The sequence below is a fragment of the Variovorax sp. VaC1 genome, assembly GCF_043658315.1.
In the GTDB taxonomy this organism is placed as follows: Bacteria; Pseudomonadota; Gammaproteobacteria; order Burkholderiales; family Burkholderiaceae_C; genus Variovorax.
Genome location: NZ_JBIGLT010000002.1, coordinates 620,782 through 642,192 on the forward strand (window position 1 = coordinate 620,782; position 21,411 = coordinate 642,192).

Annotated in this window: 19 protein-coding genes and 1 pseudogene; 15 read left to right on the top strand and 5 right to left on the bottom strand. The window is 65.7% G+C overall.

The genetic code is table 11. From position 1 onward, the window contains the following. Positions 1-146: 146 nt before the first annotated feature. Positions 147-533: a nuclear transport factor 2 family protein gene (locus ACGLHS_RS09850; RefSeq protein WP_394479156.1), complete on the top strand. Its 387-nt coding sequence runs from the start codon at positions 147-149 to the stop codon at positions 531-533. Positions 534-543: 10 nt separating this feature from the next. Here the strand turns inward: ACGLHS_RS09850 and ACGLHS_RS09855 are convergent, their stop codons facing one another. Further along, entirely contained in the window at positions 544-987 is a 444-nt protein-coding gene (locus tag ACGLHS_RS09855; RefSeq protein ID WP_394479158.1) for a hypothetical protein, read from the bottom strand. A gap of 59 nt (positions 988-1,046) precedes the next feature. Here ACGLHS_RS09855 and ACGLHS_RS09860 point away from each other — a divergent pair, with 59 nt between their 5' ends. The 5 genes from ACGLHS_RS09860 (at position 1,047) to ACGLHS_RS09880 (ending at position 5,287) form a co-directional block, all read left to right on the top strand. Continuing rightward, positions 1,047-1,892, top strand: a complete 846-nt coding sequence (locus ACGLHS_RS09860) for a hypothetical protein (protein WP_394479160.1) — start codon at positions 1,047-1,049, stop codon at positions 1,890-1,892. A 112-nt stretch (positions 1,893-2,004) separates the two neighbouring features. Next, positions 2,005-3,819: a hybrid sensor histidine kinase/response regulator gene (locus ACGLHS_RS09865; protein WP_394479162.1), complete on the top strand. Its 1,815-nt coding sequence runs from the start codon at positions 2,005-2,007 to the stop codon at positions 3,817-3,819. 221 nt (positions 3,820-4,040) lie between these two features. Continuing rightward, entirely contained in the window at positions 4,041-4,451 is a 411-nt protein-coding gene (locus tag ACGLHS_RS09870; protein WP_394479164.1) for a hypothetical protein, read from the top strand. Positions 4,452-4,557: 106 nt separating this feature from the next. Next, the gene (locus ACGLHS_RS09875; RefSeq protein ID WP_394479166.1) at positions 4,558-5,022 is read left to right on the top strand and encodes a hypothetical protein; all 465 of its coding nucleotides are present in this window, start codon (positions 4,558-4,560) and stop codon (positions 5,020-5,022) included. Between the two features lie 16 nt (positions 5,023-5,038). Next, positions 5,039-5,287, top strand: a complete 249-nt coding sequence (locus ACGLHS_RS09880; protein WP_394479168.1) for a hypothetical protein — start codon at positions 5,039-5,041, stop codon at positions 5,285-5,287. A 539-nt stretch (positions 5,288-5,826) separates the two neighbouring features. Here ACGLHS_RS09880 and ACGLHS_RS09885 read toward each other — a convergent pair. Beyond that, positions 5,827-6,366: a hypothetical protein gene (locus ACGLHS_RS09885; RefSeq protein WP_394479170.1), complete on the bottom strand. Its 540-nt coding sequence runs from the start codon at positions 6,364-6,366 to the stop codon at positions 5,827-5,829. A 565-nt stretch (positions 6,367-6,931) separates the two neighbouring features. After that, entirely contained in the window at positions 6,932-7,168 is a 237-nt protein-coding gene (locus tag ACGLHS_RS09890; RefSeq protein WP_093237906.1) for a hypothetical protein, read from the bottom strand. A gap of 345 nt (positions 7,169-7,513) precedes the next feature. On the opposite strand from ACGLHS_RS09890, the gene ACGLHS_RS09895 reads away from it, so the two are divergent. The 3 genes from ACGLHS_RS09895 to ACGLHS_RS09905 all read left to right on the top strand — a co-directional run bounded on the left by ACGLHS_RS09895 (position 7,514) and on the right by ACGLHS_RS09905 (position 10,842). Continuing rightward, positions 7,514-8,983 (top strand): PLP-dependent aminotransferase family protein, encoded by a 1,470-nt coding sequence (locus ACGLHS_RS09895; protein WP_394479172.1) that lies wholly within the window; start codon positions 7,514-7,516, stop codon positions 8,981-8,983. A gap of 347 nt (positions 8,984-9,330) precedes the next feature. Continuing rightward, positions 9,331-9,720, top strand: coding sequence for a YbaN family protein (locus tag ACGLHS_RS09900; RefSeq protein WP_394479174.1), 390 nt, complete (start codon positions 9,331-9,333; stop codon positions 9,718-9,720). A gap of 72 nt (positions 9,721-9,792) precedes the next feature. Then, entirely contained in the window at positions 9,793-10,842 is a 1,050-nt protein-coding gene (locus ACGLHS_RS09905; protein ID WP_394479176.1) for a DMT family transporter, read from the top strand. Positions 10,843-10,968: 126 nt separating this feature from the next. On the opposite strand, the gene ACGLHS_RS09910 is transcribed toward ACGLHS_RS09905, so the two are convergent. Beyond that, entirely contained in the window at positions 10,969-11,748 is a 780-nt protein-coding gene (locus tag ACGLHS_RS09910; protein ID WP_394479178.1) for a hypothetical protein, read from the bottom strand. A gap of 62 nt (positions 11,749-11,810) precedes the next feature. After that, positions 11,811-12,194, bottom strand: coding sequence for an STN domain-containing protein (locus ACGLHS_RS09915; protein ID WP_394479180.1), 384 nt, complete (start codon positions 12,192-12,194; stop codon positions 11,811-11,813). Between the two features lie 240 nt (positions 12,195-12,434). Here ACGLHS_RS09915 and ACGLHS_RS09920 point away from each other — a divergent pair, with 240 nt between their 5' ends. The 6 genes and pseudogenes from ACGLHS_RS09920 to ACGLHS_RS09945 all read left to right on the top strand — a co-directional run. Next, positions 12,435-12,992 carry an RNA polymerase sigma factor gene (locus ACGLHS_RS09920; RefSeq protein ID WP_256327198.1) on the top strand — a complete coding sequence of 186 codons (558 nt, stop codon included), beginning with the start codon at positions 12,435-12,437 and terminating at the stop codon, positions 12,990-12,992. Continuing rightward, positions 12,989-14,044, top strand: a complete 1,056-nt coding sequence (locus ACGLHS_RS09925) for a FecR domain-containing protein (RefSeq protein ID WP_394479182.1) — start codon at positions 12,989-12,991, stop codon at positions 14,042-14,044. The genes ACGLHS_RS09920 and ACGLHS_RS09925 overlap by 4 nt, the downstream gene beginning before the upstream one ends. Before the next feature lie 70 nt (positions 14,045-14,114). Further along, on the top strand, positions 14,115-16,655 hold the full coding sequence (locus ACGLHS_RS09930; RefSeq protein ID WP_394479184.1) for a TonB-dependent receptor domain-containing protein: 2,541 nt from the start codon (positions 14,115-14,117) through the stop codon (positions 16,653-16,655). Position 16,656: 1 nt separating this feature from the next. Continuing rightward, a complete protein-coding gene (locus ACGLHS_RS09935; RefSeq protein ID WP_394479186.1) occupies positions 16,657-18,099 on the top strand; it encodes an MFS transporter in 1,443 nt (480 codons plus the stop codon). Between the two features lie 54 nt (positions 18,100-18,153). Continuing rightward, the gene (locus ACGLHS_RS09940) at positions 18,154-19,848 is read left to right on the top strand and encodes a serine hydrolase domain-containing protein (RefSeq protein ID WP_394479188.1); all 1,695 of its coding nucleotides are present in this window, start codon (positions 18,154-18,156) and stop codon (positions 19,846-19,848) included. Then, positions 19,845-21,284 (top strand): annotated as a pseudogene (locus ACGLHS_RS09945) (M81 family metallopeptidase); the annotation flags it as partial. The gene ACGLHS_RS09940 and the pseudogene ACGLHS_RS09945, both read left to right, overlap by 4 nt. Positions 21,285-21,411: the final 127 nt, after the last annotated feature.

Genomic DNA, 21,411 nt, shown 5'->3' on the forward strand with positions numbered 1-21,411 from the left:
GTGGTGGCCGGGTGAATGACGCCCGGCCCACTGATCTCTTTTGCATCGTGCATCGGCTGCGATGCGGCCAGTGGCCAAGGTCTACAGTCGGCCTGTAGAAGCCTTTCGCCCGACGTCAACGCCGCAGACACGCATGGAGATCGACGATGCAATCACAGGACATCCGCGCAGCCATCGACCGCCATTGGGCCGCATCCGCTGCAGGCGATCAGGTCGCCGAGCACGAGATCTATCACGACGATGCGGTGTGCGCGTACCCGCAGTCGGGCGAGGTCATCCACGGCCGGCACAACCTGCAGGCGCTTCGCAGTCATCACCCGGGCAAGCCCTCCGGGTTCGCGATCCGGCGGATCGTGGGAGAAGGCTCGCTCTGGGTCACCGAGTACGTCATCGACTACCAGGGCAAGAGCGCCTTCACCGTGAGCATCATGGAGTTTCGGGACGGCAAGGTCGCGCGCGAGACCCAGTACTTTGCAGACCCTTTCGACGCCCCCGCCTGGCGCTCGCAATGGGTCGAGCTGACCTCGGGTTGAGGCCTGCGCGCTACGCGCGAGGCAGTCGCCTCTTCAGCATGCGGATCGTTGCGCACTGACGAACCACCATGATGAAAAGAACCAGCGTCACGATCGGCCAGATCACGCAGAAGACGTAGACGTTGATCTCGTTGTAGGTGATGCCCAGAACCTTGGCCCAGTGCACCAGGAATTGGACGCACCAGTCAAAGACCTGGTCGACGGGCGTTTGTTTTGTCATGCGTTTTTCTTGATTGAAAGATGCCGCGAGCCGCGCGGATTCTGCCGGACGCCATGAAGGTTCAGCCACGCGCTCGTTCATGAATCGATCGACGTTGCGTGGCCGACTGTAGCCGCGCGCGCGGCCATTCAACGCCTTCTCTTCGATCTGTTTGCCGACCTTTTCGATCGCGCCGATGCACGTCGATGCACGTCGTTGGCCTCGTGACTTTCGGCACTGGTGAGCCCCATTCAAGGCTCCTACATTCCCGCAGCGGCCTCGACATCCTTCGACACAACCGACCAAAGGGAATCATGACAACATCGAAGATCAAGCGCTTCCAGCAACTCTCCATCATCGCGGCTGCCGCGACACTCGCTGCCTGCGGCGGCGGTGGCGACGGCGGCGGCGGTGCAGGCCTTCTGCCCATCACCGCCACGACGCCGACGGCACCACCTGCACCGCCGCCTCCGCCACCCGCACCACCTGCTCCTGCACCAGCACCCGCAACTGCAGACTCATCGGCCTGCACCAACGCGGCCGATTACGACGAAGGCACTCAGCTGACGTACGACCTGCAGATGACGACGCCCAACCAGCCGACGACCTCGACGCACAACAGCGTCACGACGGGCAAGCGCCAACCGTTCGCGGGCGCCACGCCGGTGACCTTCGAACAGACGCTCTTCGACGCGAACAACACGCCGTTTACCACGCTGCCCTACTACCGCGACCTCGTCGGCGGCAACGTGATTCGCTATGGCGACACGACCGGCAGCGGCAGCACGCAGGTGGACAGCGTCTTCACGCCACCACCCTCGACCCCCGTCGCGATGCAGCCGGGCCAGACCGTGAACGTCGCTTACCGCGCGGACGCCGTGAGCGGCAACGCAACGATCAAGGTGAACGTCACCGAAGCCCTGACCTACCAGGCCCAGGAGACGCTGGCGACGCCGGTCGGCACCTTCAACACCTGCCGGTTCTTGCTCGTCACGACCACGGGCACGAACAATGCGCCCGGCGTCACGGTCACCGTCACGTCGTGGATCGCAGCCGAGGGGCCGTATCGCGGCCAGCGCCTGAAGTCCTTCGTCGCTCCCACCGACAAGGTGCCTGAAAGCACGAGCGTGGTAACCCAGATGACCTACACACCGAAGTAGGCCGCATGCGCAGGGTCATGCCGATGAAAGTTTGCTTGCGGCCTTCGACCGGCCGCGGGTTAAATTGCCGAAGCCACATCTGGATGACCCTGCAACTTCTGCCCGGCCCGCGTTGAACAATCCCGCCATCGACACATCCAGCAGCCAGCGCGTGCTGCGCGAGCACCTGGCCTCGGTCTATGCATCGCGCAAGGTCGGTGTCTGGGCCCATCTCGGCTTCACGTTCCTGGGTGGGGCGCTCGGCTACTTTCACCTGAAGCTGCCCACCGTGCTGCCGCTGGTGGCCATGCTCGTCTGCGTGGACCTGTACGTGCTGTCGACGCCGCGCTGGCACCCCGGCGTGCCGGTGGCCGACAGCCCCCGCTGGGCGCGCCGGCACATGCTGCAGATGATCCTGACCGGCGTGGCCACCGCACCCGTGCCCTGGTTCTTCATCTCCACGCACGACCCCGAGGTAACGGCGCTGATGGCCATCCTCATCATGGTTGGCTCGGGGCTGGCCATGCAGGCGCTCTGGCCCATGAAGGCTTCGCTGTTCGGCTACGGCATTCCGATGATGGGCGGCCTGATCGGCGCGCTGATCTGGCACAGCGATGGCGTGAATCTTTTTCTGGCCGCCATCGGCATCGCCTACCTGGTGCTGGCGCTGCGCCGGGGCGTCCGGCAGAACAAGCAGCTGACCGATGCGCTGGTGCTGCGCTTCGAGAACGAATCGCTGGTCTCGCGCCTGGGAGAACAGATCGCCGCGACCGAACGCGCGAGCGAAGAAAAGACCCGTTTCCTTGCCACCGCCAGCCACGACCTGCGCCAACCGCTGCACGCCATCGCGCTCTTTGGCGCCGCGCTGCAGAACGAACTGCACGACCGCCCCGAGCGCAAGAACGCCGAGCGGCTCATGCGCGCGGTCAATGCGCTGGGCAATTCGCTGGACACCATGCTCGACGTCTCGCGCCTCGATGCGGGCGTGATCACGCCCGACGTGCGGCTCATTCCGCTCGATGCGCTGCTGGTGTCGCTCAACCACGTCTTCCTGGCGCGCGCCGAGCAGGCCGGGCTACAGCTGCGCGTGCAGGCCAGCGGCGTGTGGGTGCGCAGCGACCCGCAGCTGCTGCAGCGCATGCTTTCGAACCTTGTCGACAACGCGCTCAAGTACACGGTGCGCGGCGGCGTGATCGTCAGGGTGCGCACGCGTGGCGAGAACGTGTGGATCGAAGTGCGCGACACCGGCATCGGCATCGCACCCGAGCAACTGGGCCGCATCTTCGAGGAGTTCTATCAGATCGGAAACTCTGGCCGCGACCGTTCGCGCGGCCTCGGCATCGGCCTGTCGATCGTGCAGCGGCTGTCGCGCCTTCTCGATCATCCGGTGCAGGTGCAATCGCGCGTCGATCGCGGCACGCGTTTTCGCGTGCAGCTGCCATCGGCCAGCGCCCCGGCCGACATGCCGTTCAACTGGCGCCCGGGCACGAACACCTGGCGCGAACATCAGCGCCCCGCCCCGATGCCGACCCCGGCTGTCTCGCCGGCCCTGCCGCGTCGCGTGCTGCTCATCGACGATGAGGCCGAGATCCGCCAGGGCATGAGCGAGCTGCTGCGCTCGTACGCCATCGACGTCGAGGCCGTGGCCGACGAGGCCACAGCGGCCACCGCGCTGTCGCAGGCCGACGTCGACGGCCGCCCGTTCGAGCTGCTGCTGTGCGACTACCGCCTGGCCGACGGCGGCAGCGGTCTCGATGCCGGCCTGCGCCTGCGCTGGCGCGGCGGAAGGCGGATTCCGCTGCTGCTGATCACCGGCGAAACGGCGCCTGATCGCCTTCAGCGCGTGCGGGAGTCTGGCGTGCCGGTGCTTTTCAAGCCTGTGGATACGGAGAAGCTGCTGCAAGTCATTGGGATGACGCTGGGGGCGGCGGTGGCTGGTGTGTCGTGAGTTGCGAGGGACGGCTTTGTTGTCCGGCTTGTGGCTTCGCTCTGGTTTCGTGCGGTGTGCGCTCGCAGCCTGAATGCCGGTGGCTCATTTGGCTGCAGGGAGTTAAGGTCTGTCTGCGTCGCGGCTTTTCGCGCAAACCGTTTCGCCGCGAAAAATGACAACGGGTTATTTCAGTCGGCCACAAGCAGTCATACGATTTCAACGCTCAAGATCTATCAAGCATGCTGACAGACATCCTGATTGCCTCGACTGGCGATGCACCCGAAATACTTTCTGCCACTCCAGGTAGCTGGCCTCGCTTGCAGTTCAACTCTTTGGACAACATGGCGCTAGCCGGACTTTGGTCCGCTCTCGGCGGAGCTAGCCATGCGGATTTCGAGGGTGAGAAGTACCTCCTTGCGTACACGCAGGAGCGATGGGTCTTTGAAATTCCGCAGGATTTCGTGCGTAGGCTCTCTGCGGTGCAGCCCGGCGCCGCCGCGGAAGTCGCAATGTCCTGGGCCAAGCACGAGGAGCTGGTGCACATGGGCGCCGACGGCCCTGGCGTTGAGCCGGTCGTGGAGGCGATGAGCGGATTTGCTCGGCAGGCGATTGACCAGGGCAAGAGCCTCCTCCTGTTTATGTGCCTCTAGCGGCAAGCCTGCTCACGGCCAGAAGCGGCCCCTCATCCCGGCCTTTCAACAAGAGGGCATTCGCGATCTTCACTCTCATCCGATTGCATCTAACGGAATCCACCTCATGAAGTCACATCGCCTAGAACTCTTCGCGGACTACCACCAGTTTTATCTTCAGGACGAGACCGCGGAAGGAAACCTGTCGGACGCTTGGGATGAGGCGGCAACGCGTCGCATGCTTGCGGTCTCGGCGGGTGTGGTCGGCATCGGAACCGCCCGCAACACGAATGTGCCGGTGACGCTCGAGTTTCTTGAGTCCGAGCCGCCTGGCGACTTCGCCAACTTCGACCATGTTGTTGAAGGCTCACTGGTGGTTGCGACTGGCCCTCTCGTGGTCGCAGGCTGCACCGATTATTTTCCCGATGCCCTCCGTTTCGACGTGGAGCCGGGCGCGTTCAGGGTCAGGCTATCGGCCTCTGGCTTGGATTCACTGTCGGCGGATGGGCTGGACGGCGAAGACCATTACCTCGTGCAGCTCTGGCCAGGACATCCCATTGAACCTACTGTGTTGAAGCAGCGTTCCGTCTGACCTGGCGAGCCCGCCGATGTGGCAGAGTTCGGCCAGGAACGGACATACACGGTTCAGCGTCGACTGTCTTCTCGTGTTCGGCACGGGCATGTTCTTCGCCATCAAGTGGCACTATGAGCAAGGGAAGAAGGGGAAGGAGAAGCAGAGCGCGGTGCTACGCACGAGCGGCAAGGTGGCCGCAGTCTTCGTGCTGTCGCTCCTGGGCCTCTCGCTGCTCGCCTTCGGCCTTGGCAGAATGCTCGATCTGGACTTGGGCTTCCCATGATGGCAAAGAATGGTTGGCCGATAGTCCAATTCTCAACAGCGGACATTCGCTCAAACGGACCTCCAACGGCTTGACGGCCGCTCAGCTGAAACGTTAAGGCAGTCATGACCAGTAAGCACTCCATCCCACTCGGTCTCCAGATCGCATTCGGTTTCGGCGCTTTCATGGCATTGGCGGCAGCTATCGCATACGGCGTCAGTTTTCTGCCATCACCTGAGCAACGTTGTATCGAGCACTGCGCCACACAGGGGAAGAACGGATCGATGGTCAGCATCTACCGCTGGGAGCAAACGGCCGGCATGCGCGGTAAAGGGCCGATGGAATGCAGGTGCTCGTAGTTCTCTCGATCAAAGTGAAATCGGCTTCATGCCGGCTGTCGTTCGACTACAGCTGGCCAGAACCGGACCTTCACTCAGGCTGCTCGATGCTATGAGGCGCGCCATTGAGGGGCCTGTGCCGCTAGTTTTTCCAAACCGCCCCCACTGGTAAGTCTGGCCATATCGGCTCGAGGCGATGGGGTCAGTAGGGCCGGGTCCGTATCAACCGGCTACAAACCCAAACAGCTTCAGGGAGACTGCGATGCTTTCGGGCTTTGCGTGGCCGCCCACCGCCTCGGTCAGCGAAACCTTTTCCTCGGCCCGCAGTGGAGAGTCTGCATGCAACAGCAGGCTTTCGGGGTTGGCGAATTTTCGGAACCAAGGCTCACCCTGCTCTCTTAAAAAGCGCTCCAGATCGTCGACGCAGCGCTCGTAGGTGCTGCCCGTTTCGGCATTGAAGCGCAGGTGATAGCGTCCTTCACGCAGCTTGTCAGAATCGCTGAAGGGGCCGTTCAGCGCTGCAGCAGCAAATGTGTCGTTGAGCACGCGAATGCCGAAGTGGACTTGGATTTCGACTGTCGCACCGATGGCTGGATACGAACTACCCGAACGTTGAAAGTGAACGAAGTCCACCGTGTGTGAATGGCGGCGCGTCCAGAACATCTTCTTGGTTCTAGCAAATCCCAAGCCCTGCGCGGATACGGAAAATGCCTTGCAGGCCTTCTCAAGGCCAATGCGAATTAGGGGAGTGAGGGATGCCATTTCGGAATGGTACCGATCGAATGGCTAGACCGACCAAACCCTGGAGCTGGAAACCATCTCCCGCGCCTCACAAGAGCAGTCGGTGCGGGCGCCGACAAGATTGAGTGGGCGAACCAGGCTTCTGAAACGCGACCGCACTGGTTAGGTCTTCGACAACAATCGGGCCAACGCCGGACCTTCGTCGCAGGCTCACAACGATGTCATCGGAAGCGTGTGCGAACTGGCCATGCGGCAGTCAAGAAGCGGCCACAAGCAGCCACTCGGCGGGCTCATCGAATATGAAAATCGAAGATTGCTACATCGAGTTCCGGCGCCGCCTCAAGGCTTCTGGCAAGAAGGTAACCGGCCTGATGCCTGGCACCAACGCAGGTTGGCGCAGGAGCAGAGACGATGCAGCCGAAAAATCACTTCACATGAATTCTGGGCGAGAACTTTACCGTCGGCGAGCTCGTGCCTCGCACGTCGGCATGCCAGCCAAATACCGCGCCGTCGTGTCGAGGTCCGTCTCTGAAAGGGTCGTGCCGTCAGTCGCATCGTATCCGGGCTATCGACCGAAAACTTCCAATCACCGCATGGCCAGGTCCAGACCCATCCAATTGCAAACTTCGAAGGTGAGGAAGAGCACGAGGAACGCAGAAGCGACGAACGCCGCGCCCACCTTGACGGATGTCAGTACCACTGCAACTGTCTTTTGATTCTTGTCCTTCTGTCCCCGTTCGTAATGCCACTTGACGGCTAAATACATGCCCACGCTGAGCACGAGGATCTTGAAAATAACAAAAGAGATAGGGATTGAATTCATGATTGAAAGGACATTGGGTGACAGACGGCGAAGTGCCCGAGTGCGGCGAGTAGCTCAATAGACCGATGAAGAAACGGTCAATCAATCAATCTAACGAAACGGTAGCGGTCAGCTAAATGAGCGTCCGCAAGACGCGTCGAAAGGCGGAGCAGTCTGCCTGCACCACAGAAGCACTCTCATCGTGCTGTCGAGTGTTCATCTTCCAGACTGATACGTACAGAACCAGATCGGCTGAAAATTTTCGTATCAGATGCAAGGAGGTCGGTAGTCGCGCCGGGGCAGGCCGACGTCTGATATGACAATCTCGGGAGCGGTCCAGAACGACCGTATCAGAAAGAGATGCCCGTGAACCGCTACGAGAAGCTTGCCGACAACATCGCTCAGCGTATCCGCGCGGGTAGCCTGAAGGCGAACGATCGCCTTCCCTCCGTGCGCGAACTGAAGTCGCAAATGGGCATCAGCGCGTCCACCGTGTTCTCTGCTTACTACCTGCTGGAGGCGCAAGGGCTTGTCGAAGCGCGGCAGCGGTCGGGATACTTCGTTCGAGCGGGCGCGGAAATGCCGACCAACGAACTCGCCGCCAGCGAGCCTGTCCTCCGGTCCATGTCGGTCGACGTCTCGTCGCTTGTCTTTCAGGTCCTTGCGCAGGCTCGCGAGCGCGATATGGTCCCGCTCGGCTCGGCCTTTCCGTCGCCAGAGCTGTTTCCCTTCGAACAACTTGCCGCCGGCCTGACGCGAGCGCTCAAGCGGATGGATCCTTGGCAGACCGTCGAAGATTTGTCACCAGGAAACGCCCTATTACGCCATCAGATCTCCCTCCGCTACGGCAGCGTCGGGATGGATGTTCCAGCGTCTGAACTGGTCATCACCAGCGGGGCGATGGAAGCCCTCAATCTTGCACTCGAATCGGTGACGCAGCCAGGCGACGTCGTGGCGATCGAAACGCCAACCTTTTATGGTGCGTTGCAGGCACTGGAGCGGCGCGGTCTTCGCGCGGTCGAGGTTGAGACCCACCCGCGTACAGGCGTAGATCTCAGCTCTCTTGCTCGCGTGCTCGACCAGCATCCGGTGAAGGCCTGCTGGTTCATGCCGACCTTCCAGAATCCGATGGGCTGCACCATGAGCGACGCAGCCAAAGAGCAACTGGTCAGCATGCTCGCCGCCCGCGCCATACCGCTGATCGAAGACGACGTGTACGGCGAGCTCGCGCATGGGGCTCGGAGACCGCCACCAGCCAAGGCCTGGGACCGGGCTGGCGGGGTGCTGCACTGCAGTTCTTTCTCGAAATCCCTGGCACCCGGATATCGCATCGGTTGGGTAGCGGGCGGTCGCTTTGCAGCCACTTTGAGTCGGAACAAGTTGATGAGCTCGCTGGCGACGGCACTCCCCTCGCAACTGGCGTTGCAGGAGTACCTCCAACACAAGAGTTTCGATCGCCACCTGCGCGCCCTGCGGCATTCGCTCAGCCGCCAGCAGGCTGCATGCTTGCGACTCATCGATCGATACTTTCCGACTGGAACGCGGGTCACGCGTCCCGAGGGTGGCTATTTCCTGTGGCTCGCGCTGCCAGAAGGTGTCGACTCGCTCGCACTGCACCAGGACGCTCTTCGGCTCGGCATAGGCGTAGCGCCGGGCCATTTGTTTTCAGCCGACCGCCGATACACCCGGCACCTGCGCATCAACTACGGGCATCTCGGCGACCCGCGCCTGGAAGGGGCTATCAGGAATCTTGGAGATCTCGCCAACGCGCAGCTTAAATCTACAACTGGAAAATCGAGGCAATCTTCGAGGAACGTTCGTCGAGACCCTAGTTAGTGTCAATGCAGATCGAGGTCCGCCGCCTTCGACTGACTCTCAACGTCATGCGCGCCGCCTCTGTTCAGTCGTCGACGCTTCACCGCAAGATGGCACAAAGGCCTAAAGCGGTAGCCCCGACTTCTTGGCGACATGATTGAGGGCGTCGTGGACGACTGCGCTTTAACGTTGCCGAGTGGCCAGTTGAGAATTCCTTGACTCATCGAGACTCGTCCACCTTCGCTGGCAGCGACTGTTTTTTTCAGACTTTGACGGCCTCCTCAGGGCCCATTTCAGCCATCCAGTCTTCCCCATAACCGCTATTTAAGAAACTCGAGCCAATCGAAATGTCTGGCCGGAGCGCTGCATTGAACCCCACCCCCAAGCCACCATCACCGCTGATGCGCGCCTTGCTGTACTGCTTTGCCGTGCTGTGCCTTGTCCTGGGCCTGATCGGCGTCGTGCTGCCGGGCATGCCGACGACGGTATTCATCCTGCTGGCTGCATGGGCAGCTGCGCGCAGCTCGCCGCGCCTGCACGGCTGGCTGCTCGGGCACCGGCTGTTCGGCCCGCTGCTGCACAACTGGCAGAACGGCCGCACCGTGAGCCGCCGTGCCAAGTGGAGCGCGACGATCACCATGGCTGCCTGCGCCGTGATCGTGTCGCTGACCGCGCACAGGTGGTGGCTGGCCGCGCTGGCCATCGGTTGCATGGCCATCGTGCTGGCGTGGCTGTGGTCGCGCCCGGTGCCGCAGTAGTTGCGACGACGCGCAGCGGCTGATGCAATCGCTGCAGAATCGACCTTCTCCCCCACCAAAGAGACCCAGGCCATGCGCTTCTTCCATCTGCCCGCGATGCGCGGCGGCCTGTTGGCCCTGCTGGCGGCCGTGCTGTTCGGCATCAGCACACCGCTGGTCCAGCTGGCGGGCGCCGGGCTGGGCGCCTTCACCACCGCCGCCCTGCTCTATGCCGGCGCCGCGCTCATGGGCGCATGGCTGCGGCAACCGGTCGAACGCGAAGCGGCCCTGCGCCGTGCCGATCTGAAGCGGCTGTCGTGGATGGCGCTCTTCGGCGCGGTGGTCGGCCCCGTGGGCCTTGCCTGGGGCCTGCAGCACACCAGCGGCACCAGCGCATCGCTCATGCTCGCCCTTGAGGCCCTGTGCACCGCCGTGCTGGCCCGCATGCTCTATCGCGAGGTGATGGACCGCCGCGTCTGGACCGCGATGCTGCTGTTGCTCGCGGGCGGCATGGTGCTGGTGGTCGATCGCGGCCTGAACGGCGGCGCGCAGCTGCTGGGCCTGCTCGCCGTGCTGGCGGCCACGCTCGCCTGGGGCATCGACAACACCTTGTCGCGCGCGCTGGCCGAACGCGATCCGGGCCAGGTGGTGCTGGGCAAGTCGCTGCTCGGCGTGGGCGCCACGGTGCTGCTCGCGGTCGCTGCCGGCGAGCCCCGGCCTGAATGGTCCGCCGCACTGGCGTTGCTCGCCATCGGTGCCAGCGGCTACGGTCTGAGCCTGCGGCTGTACCTGTTGGCGCAACGGGCGTTCGGCGCGGCGCGCACCGGCTCGGTGTTCGCGTTCGCGCCCTTCATCGGCGCACTGGTCGCCATTGCGCTGGGCGACCGGAGCCTGAGCTGGGGCATGGCCACCGGCGGCGTGCTGATGCTCGCGGGGGTCGCCCTGCATCTGGCGGAATCGCACGGCCATGCGCACGACCACGAATGGCTCGACCACGAACACGCGCACCGGCATGACGATGGCCACCACGACCATGTGCACGAGCCGATGCCGGTGGGCGAGCACAGCCATCCGCACCAGCACACGCCCCTGCGCCACACGCATCCGCACGTGCCGGACGTGCACCACGCGCATCCGCATTGAAGCTTCAAGGGACAACAGCAAGGTCCGCCGTCGCTTCGACGTTCTTCTGGACAGGCAAGCGCCTTCAGCGCATCGGTACGGCGCCGCAGAAAACCGGGCCGATCCAGCCCTGTCGAACCCCGGCCCTCAGTGCCCGCCGAACGACGCAACGCTGCGAACGCCCTTGGAAATGCGCCACAACGAGACGCACCAGCCGTCGCAGTCTTCCTCGACGAGGATGGCGGGCAGGTCGCCACCATCAAGGTCGAAGTACCCCGTGGGCTTGGCCGGAAGCATTCCCCGGTACGCATACGCCCCGTCCTCCTTCACGAAGACATAGTGGCGTTGCGCGTAGTACTGGCCAGGTTCATCCCGCACCTCATTGCCCGGCACGACGAGAGTGGTGCGCCCTTCGTCCGAGGCAGACACCGCCGTGGCCGCGGCCAGCTTCAACTGCTTCGCGGGCAGGCGCGGGCGTGGCTTGTTCGCATCGATCAGGGCTTTCAGCGCCGCCTGCTCGTCAGGCGTGACTGCCCGCGTGTTCCAGCGCGTGGTCCGCGTGGGCTTCAATGAAAACATGCCGAACCGTTGCGCGCCTGACTTGGGTGCCGGCCCCCTCACGATGACTTCGGCCGCCTTCCATGCGTCCGGACTGTCGGCCTCATGCGGCTGCGCCTCGCAGGTGAACCGCGCGTTCTGCCCGAAGCTGTAGACAGGGAGCCCGCTGCCGCAATGCGCGGTCAACGCGCGGGAGTCCGCTTGCCTGGCGAAATTGACGACCACCGGCTCATCGCTGTCCTTGGACGAGAACCATGCAAAGAACAGGTCCGGACGGGTGCTCGTGCTCTCCATCGCCCCTCCGGCCATGGACGATGCGGACGCAAGACAAAGTGCCGCGCAAACGGCGTAGCGAACAAGGGGCTTCATCGCGGTGCTCTCCAGGATTCGCGCCCGACTGTAGCCGGACACGGCACCGTCGCGATGACAGATCAGAGCTTCCTGTCCTTCGCCACCGGCACGCTCTTCGGCGATGCCATTCCAGGCGGCGCGATGAGCACCATCGCGCCGTCCTGCCCGCGTCGGATGTGCAGGCGGGTGCCGTCGAGCAGGCGGTCCAGCGCGGCATCGGGGGCGATCTTTCCCTGGACGCCCCGCGTCGACAGGTCCTTGACGTCTTCCACCTTGTAGATGAGCTGCACGCCCGACTGCGCGATGTAGGCGTCGAGCGCGGGCTTCAGCTCGCCGCCGGGCACGTCGAACTCCCGGATGGTGGCGAACGACAGGCCCGCCGTCAGCACGCACGCCGCCGCAACGGCCATGCGCCGGCCCGTTCCGGCCTGGAGGATGGGGCTCTGCCTCCCGATTCGATTCATGTAGGTGTGTTTCCAGCGAGATGAGATGGTTTTTCTTGTTACCCCCATGAGACGAGTGCGGGCGCGCTTTCCGGTAACGGGCGCGCCCCAATTGGGTGCCACCTAGAATTTCGTGGTGCTCCTCACCGTGCGTTACCGGAAATCTTCGGGCCGTTCGTCTCAGTGTCTGTCGCCAATCCCGGCGACGAGCCGTCCGCCCATCCGGCCATTCCCAGGAGCGCTTTTTTGGTTCTCAGTGACTTGGACAACTGGTTTGTCAGGGAAGTGCTGCCCATGGAGGCGGCGCTCACGCGGTTCCTTCGCCGCAACTGGCGCGACGAAGCCGAAATACCCGACCTGCGCCAGGACGTCTACATGCGCATCTATGAGTCCGCGGCCAAGGCCGTGCCCGATCTGGTCAAACCCTTCGTGTTTGCCATTGCACGCAACCTGCTGATCGACCGCGCGCGGCGGGCGCAGATCGTGTCGATCGAAATCATTGCCGACCTCGACGCGCTCGATTTCTCGGCCGACGAACTCACGCCCGAGCGCCATGCCGCCGGCCGCGGCGAACTGCGGCTGCTGCAGACGGCGCTCGATGCCCTGCCGTCCAAGTGCCGGCGCGTCATCGAGATGCGCAAGATCGAAGGCCTGTCGCAGCGCGAGGTCGCCACGCAGCTCGGCATCACCGAAGACACGGTCGAGCGGCAGGTGTCCCGTGGCGTGCGGGCGCTGGCCGATGCGCTGCTGTCCGACGGCGTGCAGCTGGCCACCAAGGCCTTCGGCCGGGCGCAGAACGAAAAGAGGCTTTCGACATGACTGAAGCCGAACGCATCGAATCCGCGGCGGCCGACTGGCTGGCGCGCCGCGACAGCGGCACATGGACCGACGCCGACCAGCAGAAGCTGGACGCCTGGATCGCCGAGTCGATCGCGCACCGCGTGGCATGGCTGCGGCTGGCCAGCGTGTGGCAGCGCAGCGACCGGCTGAGCGTCTTGCGGGCGCCGCCGTTCCTGGCGGGCGCATCGACGAATACGTCGAACACACCAGATACGCCGCCGCCTGCGCCCATCCGCATCCCCCTGCCCGATCCCGCATCCACCACCGAGCCACGCACGGCACCGCCGCAACGCCTGTCGCGCTTTTCCACGCAGCGCATCGCGGCCGGCCTGCTGGTCGCTGCCGCCGCCTGCAGCTGGCTGGGCTGGCGCTACACGCAGGACTGGCAGAGCGAGCACTACGCCACCGCCGTGGGCGCGCGCCAGTCGGTGGCGCTGCCCGACGGCTCCGTGCTCACGCTGAACACCGCCACGCACGTGCGTGCGGTGGTGAACGGCAGCGGGCGCAAGGTCTGGCTCGAAGACGGCGAGGCCTACTTCGACATCGCACACGACAAGGCCCATCCCTTCGTCGTGATCGCGGGCGACCGCCGCATCACCGTGCTGGGCACGCGCTTCCTGGTTCGCCGCCAGGGCGAGCAGGTGAACGTGACGGTGGAAGAAGGACGCGTGCAGATCGCCTCGGCACAGGCCGCCAAAGAGGTCGCGCCAACGATCATCACGCGCAACCAGGCCGCGGTTGCCAGCCCGAACAGCGTGCTGGTGATGTCGAAGGCGCCCAAGCAGATCGACGACGAACTGAGCTGGCGCCAAGGCCGGCTCGTGTTCGACCAGACGACGCTGGGCGACGCGGCCGCGCAGTTCAACCGCTACAACACACGCAAGCTGGTGATCGCCGATCCGGCCGTCGCGCACATTCGCATCGGCGGCAGCTTCGAGGCCAACAACATGAGCGGCTTCGTGGCCTTGCTCAAGCAGGGCTTCGGCCTCGCGGTGCAGGACGGTGGCAACGAAATACGAATTTCAAACTAGCTTATTACCGGAATGTGACCGGGCATTCGTCTCAGTGGATACCAAAACAAATACCACTCTGGAGACACCCATGAATCGAATCGCGCAAGGCCTGGGCCAGCCCGCCAGGAAGAAGAAACAGAAGAACAAACGCACGCCGGTGACGATCCCCGTGGCCATTCGCCACTGGGTCATCGGCGGCACGTGGGCACTGATGAGCGGACTGCCGGTGCTGGTGCATGCACAGGCGCAAGTGCAGGCACAGCAGGTGTTCGACGTCAGCGGCGGCGACCTGAAGACCGCGCTCGACGCCTACATCGCGCAGGGCGGCGTGCAGCTGCTCTACAAGGTCGACGACGTGAAGGGCATGGTCACGCGCGGCGTGAAGGGCGCGCTGTCGCCGCAGGAAGCGCTGTCGCGCATTCTCGAAGGCACGCCGCTGCTCACGCGCCGCGGCGACGACGGCGCGATCGTGGTCTATGCCGCCGCGGCCGCTGCTGCCGCCGCAAAGCCTTCGGCCGATGAGCCGCAGTCGCTCGACAGCGTCACCGTCACGGCCACGCGCCGCCGCGAGCCGGTGCGCGAAATCCCAATGCAGGTCAACGTGATGAAGGCCGAGACGCTGGAACGCGCCGGCGCCAAGAACCTGGCCGACTACGTGGCCGAGCAGCCGGGCGTGAGCCTCACGAGCAGCGGCAGCGTAGGCGGCATCCTCACCATGCGCGGGCTGACCACCGGCCCGGTGCAGGGCATCGCGACCGTCGGCGTGTATGTCGACGACGTGGCCACGGGGCAAAGCTCGTCGGGCGCGCTCGCCGGCTTCACGCCGCTGGACATGGGCATGCTCGACCTGAACCACATCGAGGTGCTGCGCGGCCCGCAGGGCACGCTGTACGGCGCCGGCGCCATGAGCGGCGTGCTCAAGTACGTGACCAACCAGCCCGACACGATGGAGTTCGCGGGCTCGGTGAAATTCGGCACCACGTGGACGCAGGGCGGCGGCCAGGGCTACTCGACCAACGCGGTGCTCAACGTGCCGATCAAGGAAGACGTGGCCGCCGTGCGCATCGCGGCCTTCACCGACCAGGTCGGCGGCAGCTACAACGCCATCGGCCCGGCCTGGGGCCGCAACATCGATCGCGGCCACACCGATGGCGGCCGCGTCTCGCTGCTGCTCACGCCCACGAAGGAACTCACGGTGCGCCTGACGGGCACCGTGCAGGACGTGAAACGCAAGGGCCTGGGCTTCGAGGACATCGACAAGCGGACCCTGCGCCCCTGGTCGCTCGACCGCACGCGCCAGCTGTCGTCCAGCGAGCCTTATGAAAACAAGACGCAGCTGTTCGGCCTGGACGTGGAGTACGACTTCGGCTGGGCCCGCCTGAACTCGATCACCTCCGCGCAGGACGTGAAGATCACCAACTCCGTCGACCTCACGGCCCTGTACGGGCCGGTGGTGACCGCGATGCGCCTGCCGGTGCTCTCGGTGCCGCTGGCCAGCACCGTGGAGCAGCATCGCATCAGCCAGGAGTTCCGGCTGACCTCGCGCTCGGGCACCACCATCGAGTGGCTGGCCGGCGTGTACCTGAACCGCGAACGCGGCAGCAACGACGGCACGGTCGGTGCGAACCTGGGCGGCGGGCTGGGCAACAAGAGCTTTCTGACGTCGACACAGTTCTCGCGCTACCGCGAAGAGGCCATCTACGGCGACGTCACCTGGAACGTGACGCCCGCGCTGTCGTTCACCGGCGGCGTGCGGCTGGCGCGCAACAACCAGCGCTACGGCAGCAAGCAGTCCGGCTCGCTGATCGGCCCGGTCGATTCCGTCGCCAGCGGCACCTCGTCGGAAAGCCCCACCACCTACCTGGCCGCGGCCAAGTACACGCTGTCGGACACCAGCAACGTGTACTTCCGCGCGGCGAGCGGCTACCGCCCCGGCGGCCCGAACGTGCTGAAGGCCGACACCGACCGCAACATCGTGCAGCCGATGTTCAAGTCCGACTCGCTGTGGAGCTACGAGCTCGGCTACAAGGCCGACCTGCTCGACCGCAAGCTGTCGCTGGAAGCCGCGCTCTATGACATCGAATGGCGCGACGTGCAGCAGCCCACGCGCAGCGGCGGCTTCGTGTTCGTCACCAACGCCGGGGGCGCACGCATCAAGGGCGGCGAACTCACGCTCAACTGGAAGCCCAGCAAGGAGTGGCGCTTCACCGCCAACGCCGCGCTCATCGACGCGCGCCTGACCGAAGACGCCAAGGGCCTGGACGCCAGGGCCGGCACCCGCCTGCCCCAGACGCCGCGCTTCGCGACCACGCTGGGCGTGATGCGCAACTTCAGCGTCGCCGATCACCCGGCGTACTTCGGCGTCAGCGCGCGCTACACCGGCAAGCGCGACGCGGGCTACCCCGGCAGCGCGGTCATCCCGAGCATCAAGATGCCGGCCTACACGATGGTCGACCTGCAGGCGGGCATCGACTTCCAGCGCTTCAGCCTCGCGGCCTATGTGCGCAACCTGGCCAACAAGCGCGGCATCGTGTCGATCGACACCGGGCTGGTGGCGAACCCGAACCTGGTGCAGGCGGCGCTGGCGCCCTCGCGCACCGTCGGCCTGACCGTCAACGTTCCTTTCTGAGATGTCGAGCGTCAATCCGCTGGCGGCCGCGTTGCCGCCGGATGCGGCGAGCCCCGCCGCACAGGAAACGGCACGCAAGGCCCCGTCCAGCGCGTGGTATGCGCTGGCGGTTCTGGTCATCGCGACGGTGCTGGGCTCGATCGACAAGGTCATCCTCACGCTGCTGACGGAGCCGATGCGCATCACGCTGTCGCTCTCCGACACGCAGCTGGGGCTGCTGCAGGGCGCGGGCATCGTGCTGTTCACCGGCATCGCCACGCTGCCGCTGGGCTGGCTCAGCGACCGCTACGACCGGCGCGTGGTGCTGGCGGCCTGCGTGGTGCTGTGGAGCGCCGCCACCGCCATGCGCGGCACCGCCATGGACTACGGCGTGCTGTTCATCGCCTCCATCGGCCTGGGCGTGGGCGAAGCGGGCCTCGGCCCCATCACCAACAGCATGATTCCCGACCTGTTCCCACGTACGCAGCGGGTGCTGGCCAACGCGGTGTTCGCGCTGTCGGCCATCTTCGGCAGCGCGCTCGGCGCACTGCTGGGCGGCACTGTCGTGCACCTGACCGACGACCTGCGGCACTGGCTGCCCGCGTCGATGCAGCACCTGGAGCCGTGGCGGTTGACCTTCTTCGTGATGGCGTCGGCGGGCCTGCCGGTGGCGCTGCTGGTGCTGTCGATTCGCCGCACGCGGCGCGGGGGCGCGCAGCCCGTTGCCCCAACGACTTCCACGACGCACGATGCCGCGCCTGCAGCATCTGTTGTGGATCAAGCCAACGCGGCCGATGCCGACGACGCGGCCAGCACCATCAGCTTTCGCGACCATCTGCGCCAGCACTGGCGCACCTTCGCGGGCCTCGTGGTCGGCGCGGGCCTGGCAAGCATCGGCATGAGCTCGATCGGCACCTGGCTGCCGATCATGGCGGCGCGCCAATACGGCGTCACGCCGGCCCAGATGGGGCAAGGCATGGGGATCGCCTTTCTCTGCGGCACGGTGATCGGCGGCCTGCTGGGCGTGGTGGCGATGCGCTACGTGCAACCCCGCATGGGGCCGGCCGCCGCGCTGCGCATCATCATGCTGGGCAACCTCACGGCCGCGCTGCTGTCGTCGCTGCTGCTGTTCACGCGCTCGGCGACCGATGCGTTCACCTTGCTGGCGCTGCTGGTCATTCCGCTCATCAGCGGCGCGGTGCTGCTGCCCAACGTGCTGCAGGACGCGGCACCGCCGCACCTGCGCGCCCGCACCATCGCACTGCTCTCCGTGGGCGGCCTGCCGTTCGCCGTGCTGGGCCCGCTGGTGGTCGGCATGTTGTCGGACGCACTCAAGTCGGTGCCCAACGGGCTGGCGATGGCCATCGTCGCCACGACGCTGATCGGCGGCCTCATGGGCGCCATGGTGCTGCGCGCCACCGAAGGCCCGTTCGTGCGCCTGATGCGCGCGGCAAGGCCCACCTGACCGCCCCTCTCTCTCGTTTCTTCCTCGCTCTTCCCTCCCCTTCGTTGTCCTTCCATGTCACAACAACCTTCGTCGTCCTTACCTGACTCCCCCTCTTCGCCCGCTGCCGCGGAAGCGGCCGCGCTGGCCGCCATCGATGCACTGGTGACGCCCCTCAACCGCAGCGACGCACCCGGCATGGTGATCGGCATCGCGCGCCATGGCCGCCTGCTGTACCGGCGCGCCGTCGGCATGGCCAGCCTGGAGATGGGCGTGGCCAACACGCCGACCACGCGCATGCGCATCGCCTCCACCAGCAAGCACTTCACCGCGATGGCCGTGCTGCTGCTGGCCGAAGACGGCCTGCTCGACGTCGACGACGCAGTGCAGAAGCACCTGCCCGAGATGCCGCAACTGAGCGCCAACGGCCCCACGCTGCGCCACCTGCTGACCCACACGAGCGGCTGGCGCGGCCACGACGAGCTGTGGGCCATCGCGCACGGCCTCACCTTCACCCGGCCGGGCCCGGGGCTGCCTTCGATGGCGCGCCAGAGCGAACTGAACTTCGAGCCCGGCACGCAGATGGTCTACAGCAACGGCGGCTACTTCCTGCTGGCGAAGATCGTCGAGCGCGTGAGCGGCCAGAGCTTCAACGACTTCCTGAAGGCGCGCCTCTTCGGTCCGCTGGGCATGCCCGATACCGCATCGGTGGTGTCCGACCTCGACGTGGTCCCCGGCCTGGCCGGCCAGTACCTGCCCGCGCCCGGCGGTGGATGGCAACGCGGCGTGTACCCGTGCGAGCTCGACGGCGGCGGCTCGCTGGTGTCGACGGTGGACGACATGCTGCGCTGGCAGGCGCACATGCGCAGCAGCGAGAAGATCGTGGGCAGCGCAAGAAGCTGGGCCCTGCTGAGCGAGCCCACCACGCTGTCTTCGGGCTCGAAGGTGACCTACGGCTTCGGGCTGGCGCGCCACCCCTACCGCGGGGTCGAGATCGTGCATCACGCGGGCGCGGTGCTCGGTGCCCAGTCGCAAATGCTCAGCGTGCCGGCCCACGGGCTGGACATCATCGTCATGGTGAACGGCGCGCCGGTGGCCCCGTCGCCGCTGGCCCTCAAGGTGGTCGAGCTGCTGCTGGGCGACGCGCTCGAGCCGCATGAAGTGCGGCCCCTGGCCAGTGCCTTCCCCACGCTGATCGGCCAGCGCTACCACGCGCCGTCCACCGGCAGCCTGATCGGTTTCGCCGACGTCGGCGGCAAGCTGGGCATGTCGTGGCAGGCCGGTGCGCCGAAGCCGATGCACCAGGGCGAAGGCAAGCTGTGGCTGGGCCTGCAGGACCTGCCGGTGAACGACCTCGTGCTCGACGCCGGCGACATCGACCCGCAGCGCGCGCCCGACACGCTGGTGCTGCACGAAGGCGGCCAGCCGCGCCGCTTCGAGCGCATGGGCGAGACCGTGCCCGATGTCGCCACGCTGGCCGAACAGCTGTGCGGCGACTACACCAGCGCCGACCTCGACGCCACCGCGCAGATGGCGCTGGTCGACGGCAGGTTGCTGCTCACGGTGCAGGGCCGCCACGGCCAGCACGCCTGCGCGCTGACGCCCGTGTCGGCCGACGTGATGACGCTCACCTCGACCGATCCGGTGCTCAGCCAGATGGGCAACTCGCTCCTCAACGTCGAACGCAAGGCGGGCCGGGTCGTCGGACTCCGGCTCGACACCCTGCGCACCCGAAACATCCACCTCGTCCGTCAGGAGCCACGCGCATGAAGTTCTTCACCACACTCCTTGCCACCGAAACCAACACCTTCGTCTCCGCCCCCACGGGGCAGGGCAGCTTCGAGGAATACGGCATCTTCCACGGCGACTCCAGCACGCGCGACGCATCCGGCTATGGCATGTTCGCGGTGGAGCTGCGCAAGCAGCTGGCCGCCGAAGGCCACGAGATGATCGAGAGCCTGCTGGCCTTCGCGCAACCGCTGGGCCGCACCGTGCGCCCGGTGTACGAAAGCCTGCGCGACGAGATCCTGGCCGACCTGCGCGACGCCGGCCCGGTGGACGGCGTGATCCTGGTGCTGCACGGCGCCATGGTGGCCGACGGCTACGACGACTGCGAAGGCGACCTGATCTCTCGCGTGCGCGCCATCGTCGGCCCGAAGGTGCCTGTCGGCGTGTCGCTCGACCTGCACTGCCACTTCACGCAGCAGATGCTGAGCGAGTCTGACGTGATCATTTGCTACAAGGAATATCCGCACACCGACGCGCTGGACCGCCTGCGCGAACTGGCCCGCATCGTGATGGACACCGCGCAGGGCCGCGTGCAGCCGGTGACGGCCGTGCACGACTGCCGCATGGTGGGCAAGTGGCACACCACGCGCGAACCGATGGCCAGCTTCGTGCGCCGCATGGAAGCCTGCGAGAAGCTGCCGGGCGTGCTCTCGGTGTCGCTGGGCCATGGCTTCCCGTGGGCCGACGTGCCCGAGTCGGGCGCCAAGCTCTGGGTGGTGACCGACAACGACCCCGCGCTGGCCGCGCAGCTCGCCGATGAATTGGGCCGCGCGTTCTGGGACCTGCGCCACCAGACCGGCGTGCCCTCGCTCTCGATCGACGAGACGCTGGAGCGGGCCATGGCCACGCCGGGCGGCCCGGTGGTCATCGCCGACACGGCCGACAACGCTGGCGGCGGCGCCACCAGCGACAGCACCTTCGTGCTGCGCGCGATCGTCGAGCGCGGCATCGCCGATGTGGCCTTCGGCGGCGTCTGGGACCTGGGCGCGGTGCAGCTGTGCCGCGACGCGGGCGTCGGCGCCAGCTTCGAGCTGCGGCTGGGCGGCAAGTGCGGCCCGGCCTCGGGCGACCCGATCGACCTGCACGTGACCGTGAAGGCCGTGCGCGAAGCGCATTCGCAGCGCGGCCTCGTGGCCGGCAACCACACGCCCATGGGCCCCTGCGTGTGGGTGCAGGCGGCGAACGGCGTGGACATCGTGCTCATCAGCAAGCGCAACCAGGTGATCGGCAGCGACCTCTTCACGGGGCTGGGCATCGACCTGTCGGCCAAGAAGCTGGTCGTGGTGAAGTCGGCGCAGCACTTCCATGCGGAATTCGGCCCCATTGCCAAGTCGGTGCTGTACGTGTCGACGCCGGCCGCGCTGAGCACCGACTTCGCCAACCTGCCCTACCGCGTGCGCGACCTGGACTACTGGCCGCGCGTGGAAGAACCGAAGCGTGCCGGGCGTTCGTTGCCGTCGTCGCCTTCATCGCCTTCATCGTCTTCATCGCCATCGTCGGCAGACGGGCGCGGCATGCCCGCGCCCGGCGAGCTCTACACCGTCG

What these genes read in the sequence shown, in the direction of transcription:
- ACGLHS_RS09880 (WP_394479168.1), top strand. Translation starts at nt 5,039, where the DNA reads ATGTGGCAGAGTTCGGCCAGGAACGGACATACACGGTTCAGCGTCGAC.
- ACGLHS_RS09885 (WP_394479170.1), bottom strand. Translation starts at nt 6,366, where the DNA reads ATGGCATCCCTCACTCCCCTAATTCGCATTGGCCTTGAGAAGGCCTGC.
- ACGLHS_RS09910 (WP_394479178.1), bottom strand. Translation starts at nt 11,748, where the DNA reads ATGAAGCCCCTTGTTCGCTACGCCGTTTGCGCGGCACTTTGTCTTGCG.
- ACGLHS_RS09935 (WP_394479186.1), top strand. Translation starts at nt 16,657, where the DNA reads ATGTCGAGCGTCAATCCGCTGGCGGCCGCGTTGCCGCCGGATGCGGCG.
- ACGLHS_RS09925 (WP_394479182.1), top strand. Translation starts at nt 12,989, where the DNA reads ATGACTGAAGCCGAACGCATCGAATCCGCGGCGGCCGACTGGCTGGCG.
- ACGLHS_RS09850 (WP_394479156.1), top strand. Translation starts at nt 147, where the DNA reads ATGCAATCACAGGACATCCGCGCAGCCATCGACCGCCATTGGGCCGCA.
- ACGLHS_RS09870 (WP_394479164.1), top strand. Translation starts at nt 4,041, where the DNA reads ATGCTGACAGACATCCTGATTGCCTCGACTGGCGATGCACCCGAAATA.
- ACGLHS_RS09915 (WP_394479180.1), bottom strand. Translation starts at nt 12,194, where the DNA reads ATGAATCGAATCGGGAGGCAGAGCCCCATCCTCCAGGCCGGAACGGGC.
- ACGLHS_RS09940 (WP_394479188.1), top strand. Translation starts at nt 18,154, where the DNA reads ATGTCACAACAACCTTCGTCGTCCTTACCTGACTCCCCCTCTTCGCCC.
- ACGLHS_RS09930 (WP_394479184.1), top strand. Translation starts at nt 14,115, where the DNA reads ATGAATCGAATCGCGCAAGGCCTGGGCCAGCCCGCCAGGAAGAAGAAA.
- ACGLHS_RS09860 (WP_394479160.1), top strand. Translation starts at nt 1,047, where the DNA reads ATGACAACATCGAAGATCAAGCGCTTCCAGCAACTCTCCATCATCGCG.
- ACGLHS_RS09890 (WP_093237906.1), bottom strand. Translation starts at nt 7,168, where the DNA reads ATGAATTCAATCCCTATCTCTTTTGTTATTTTCAAGATCCTCGTGCTC.
- ACGLHS_RS09875 (WP_394479166.1), top strand. Translation starts at nt 4,558, where the DNA reads ATGAAGTCACATCGCCTAGAACTCTTCGCGGACTACCACCAGTTTTAT.
- ACGLHS_RS09905 (WP_394479176.1), top strand. Translation starts at nt 9,793, where the DNA reads ATGCGCTTCTTCCATCTGCCCGCGATGCGCGGCGGCCTGTTGGCCCTG.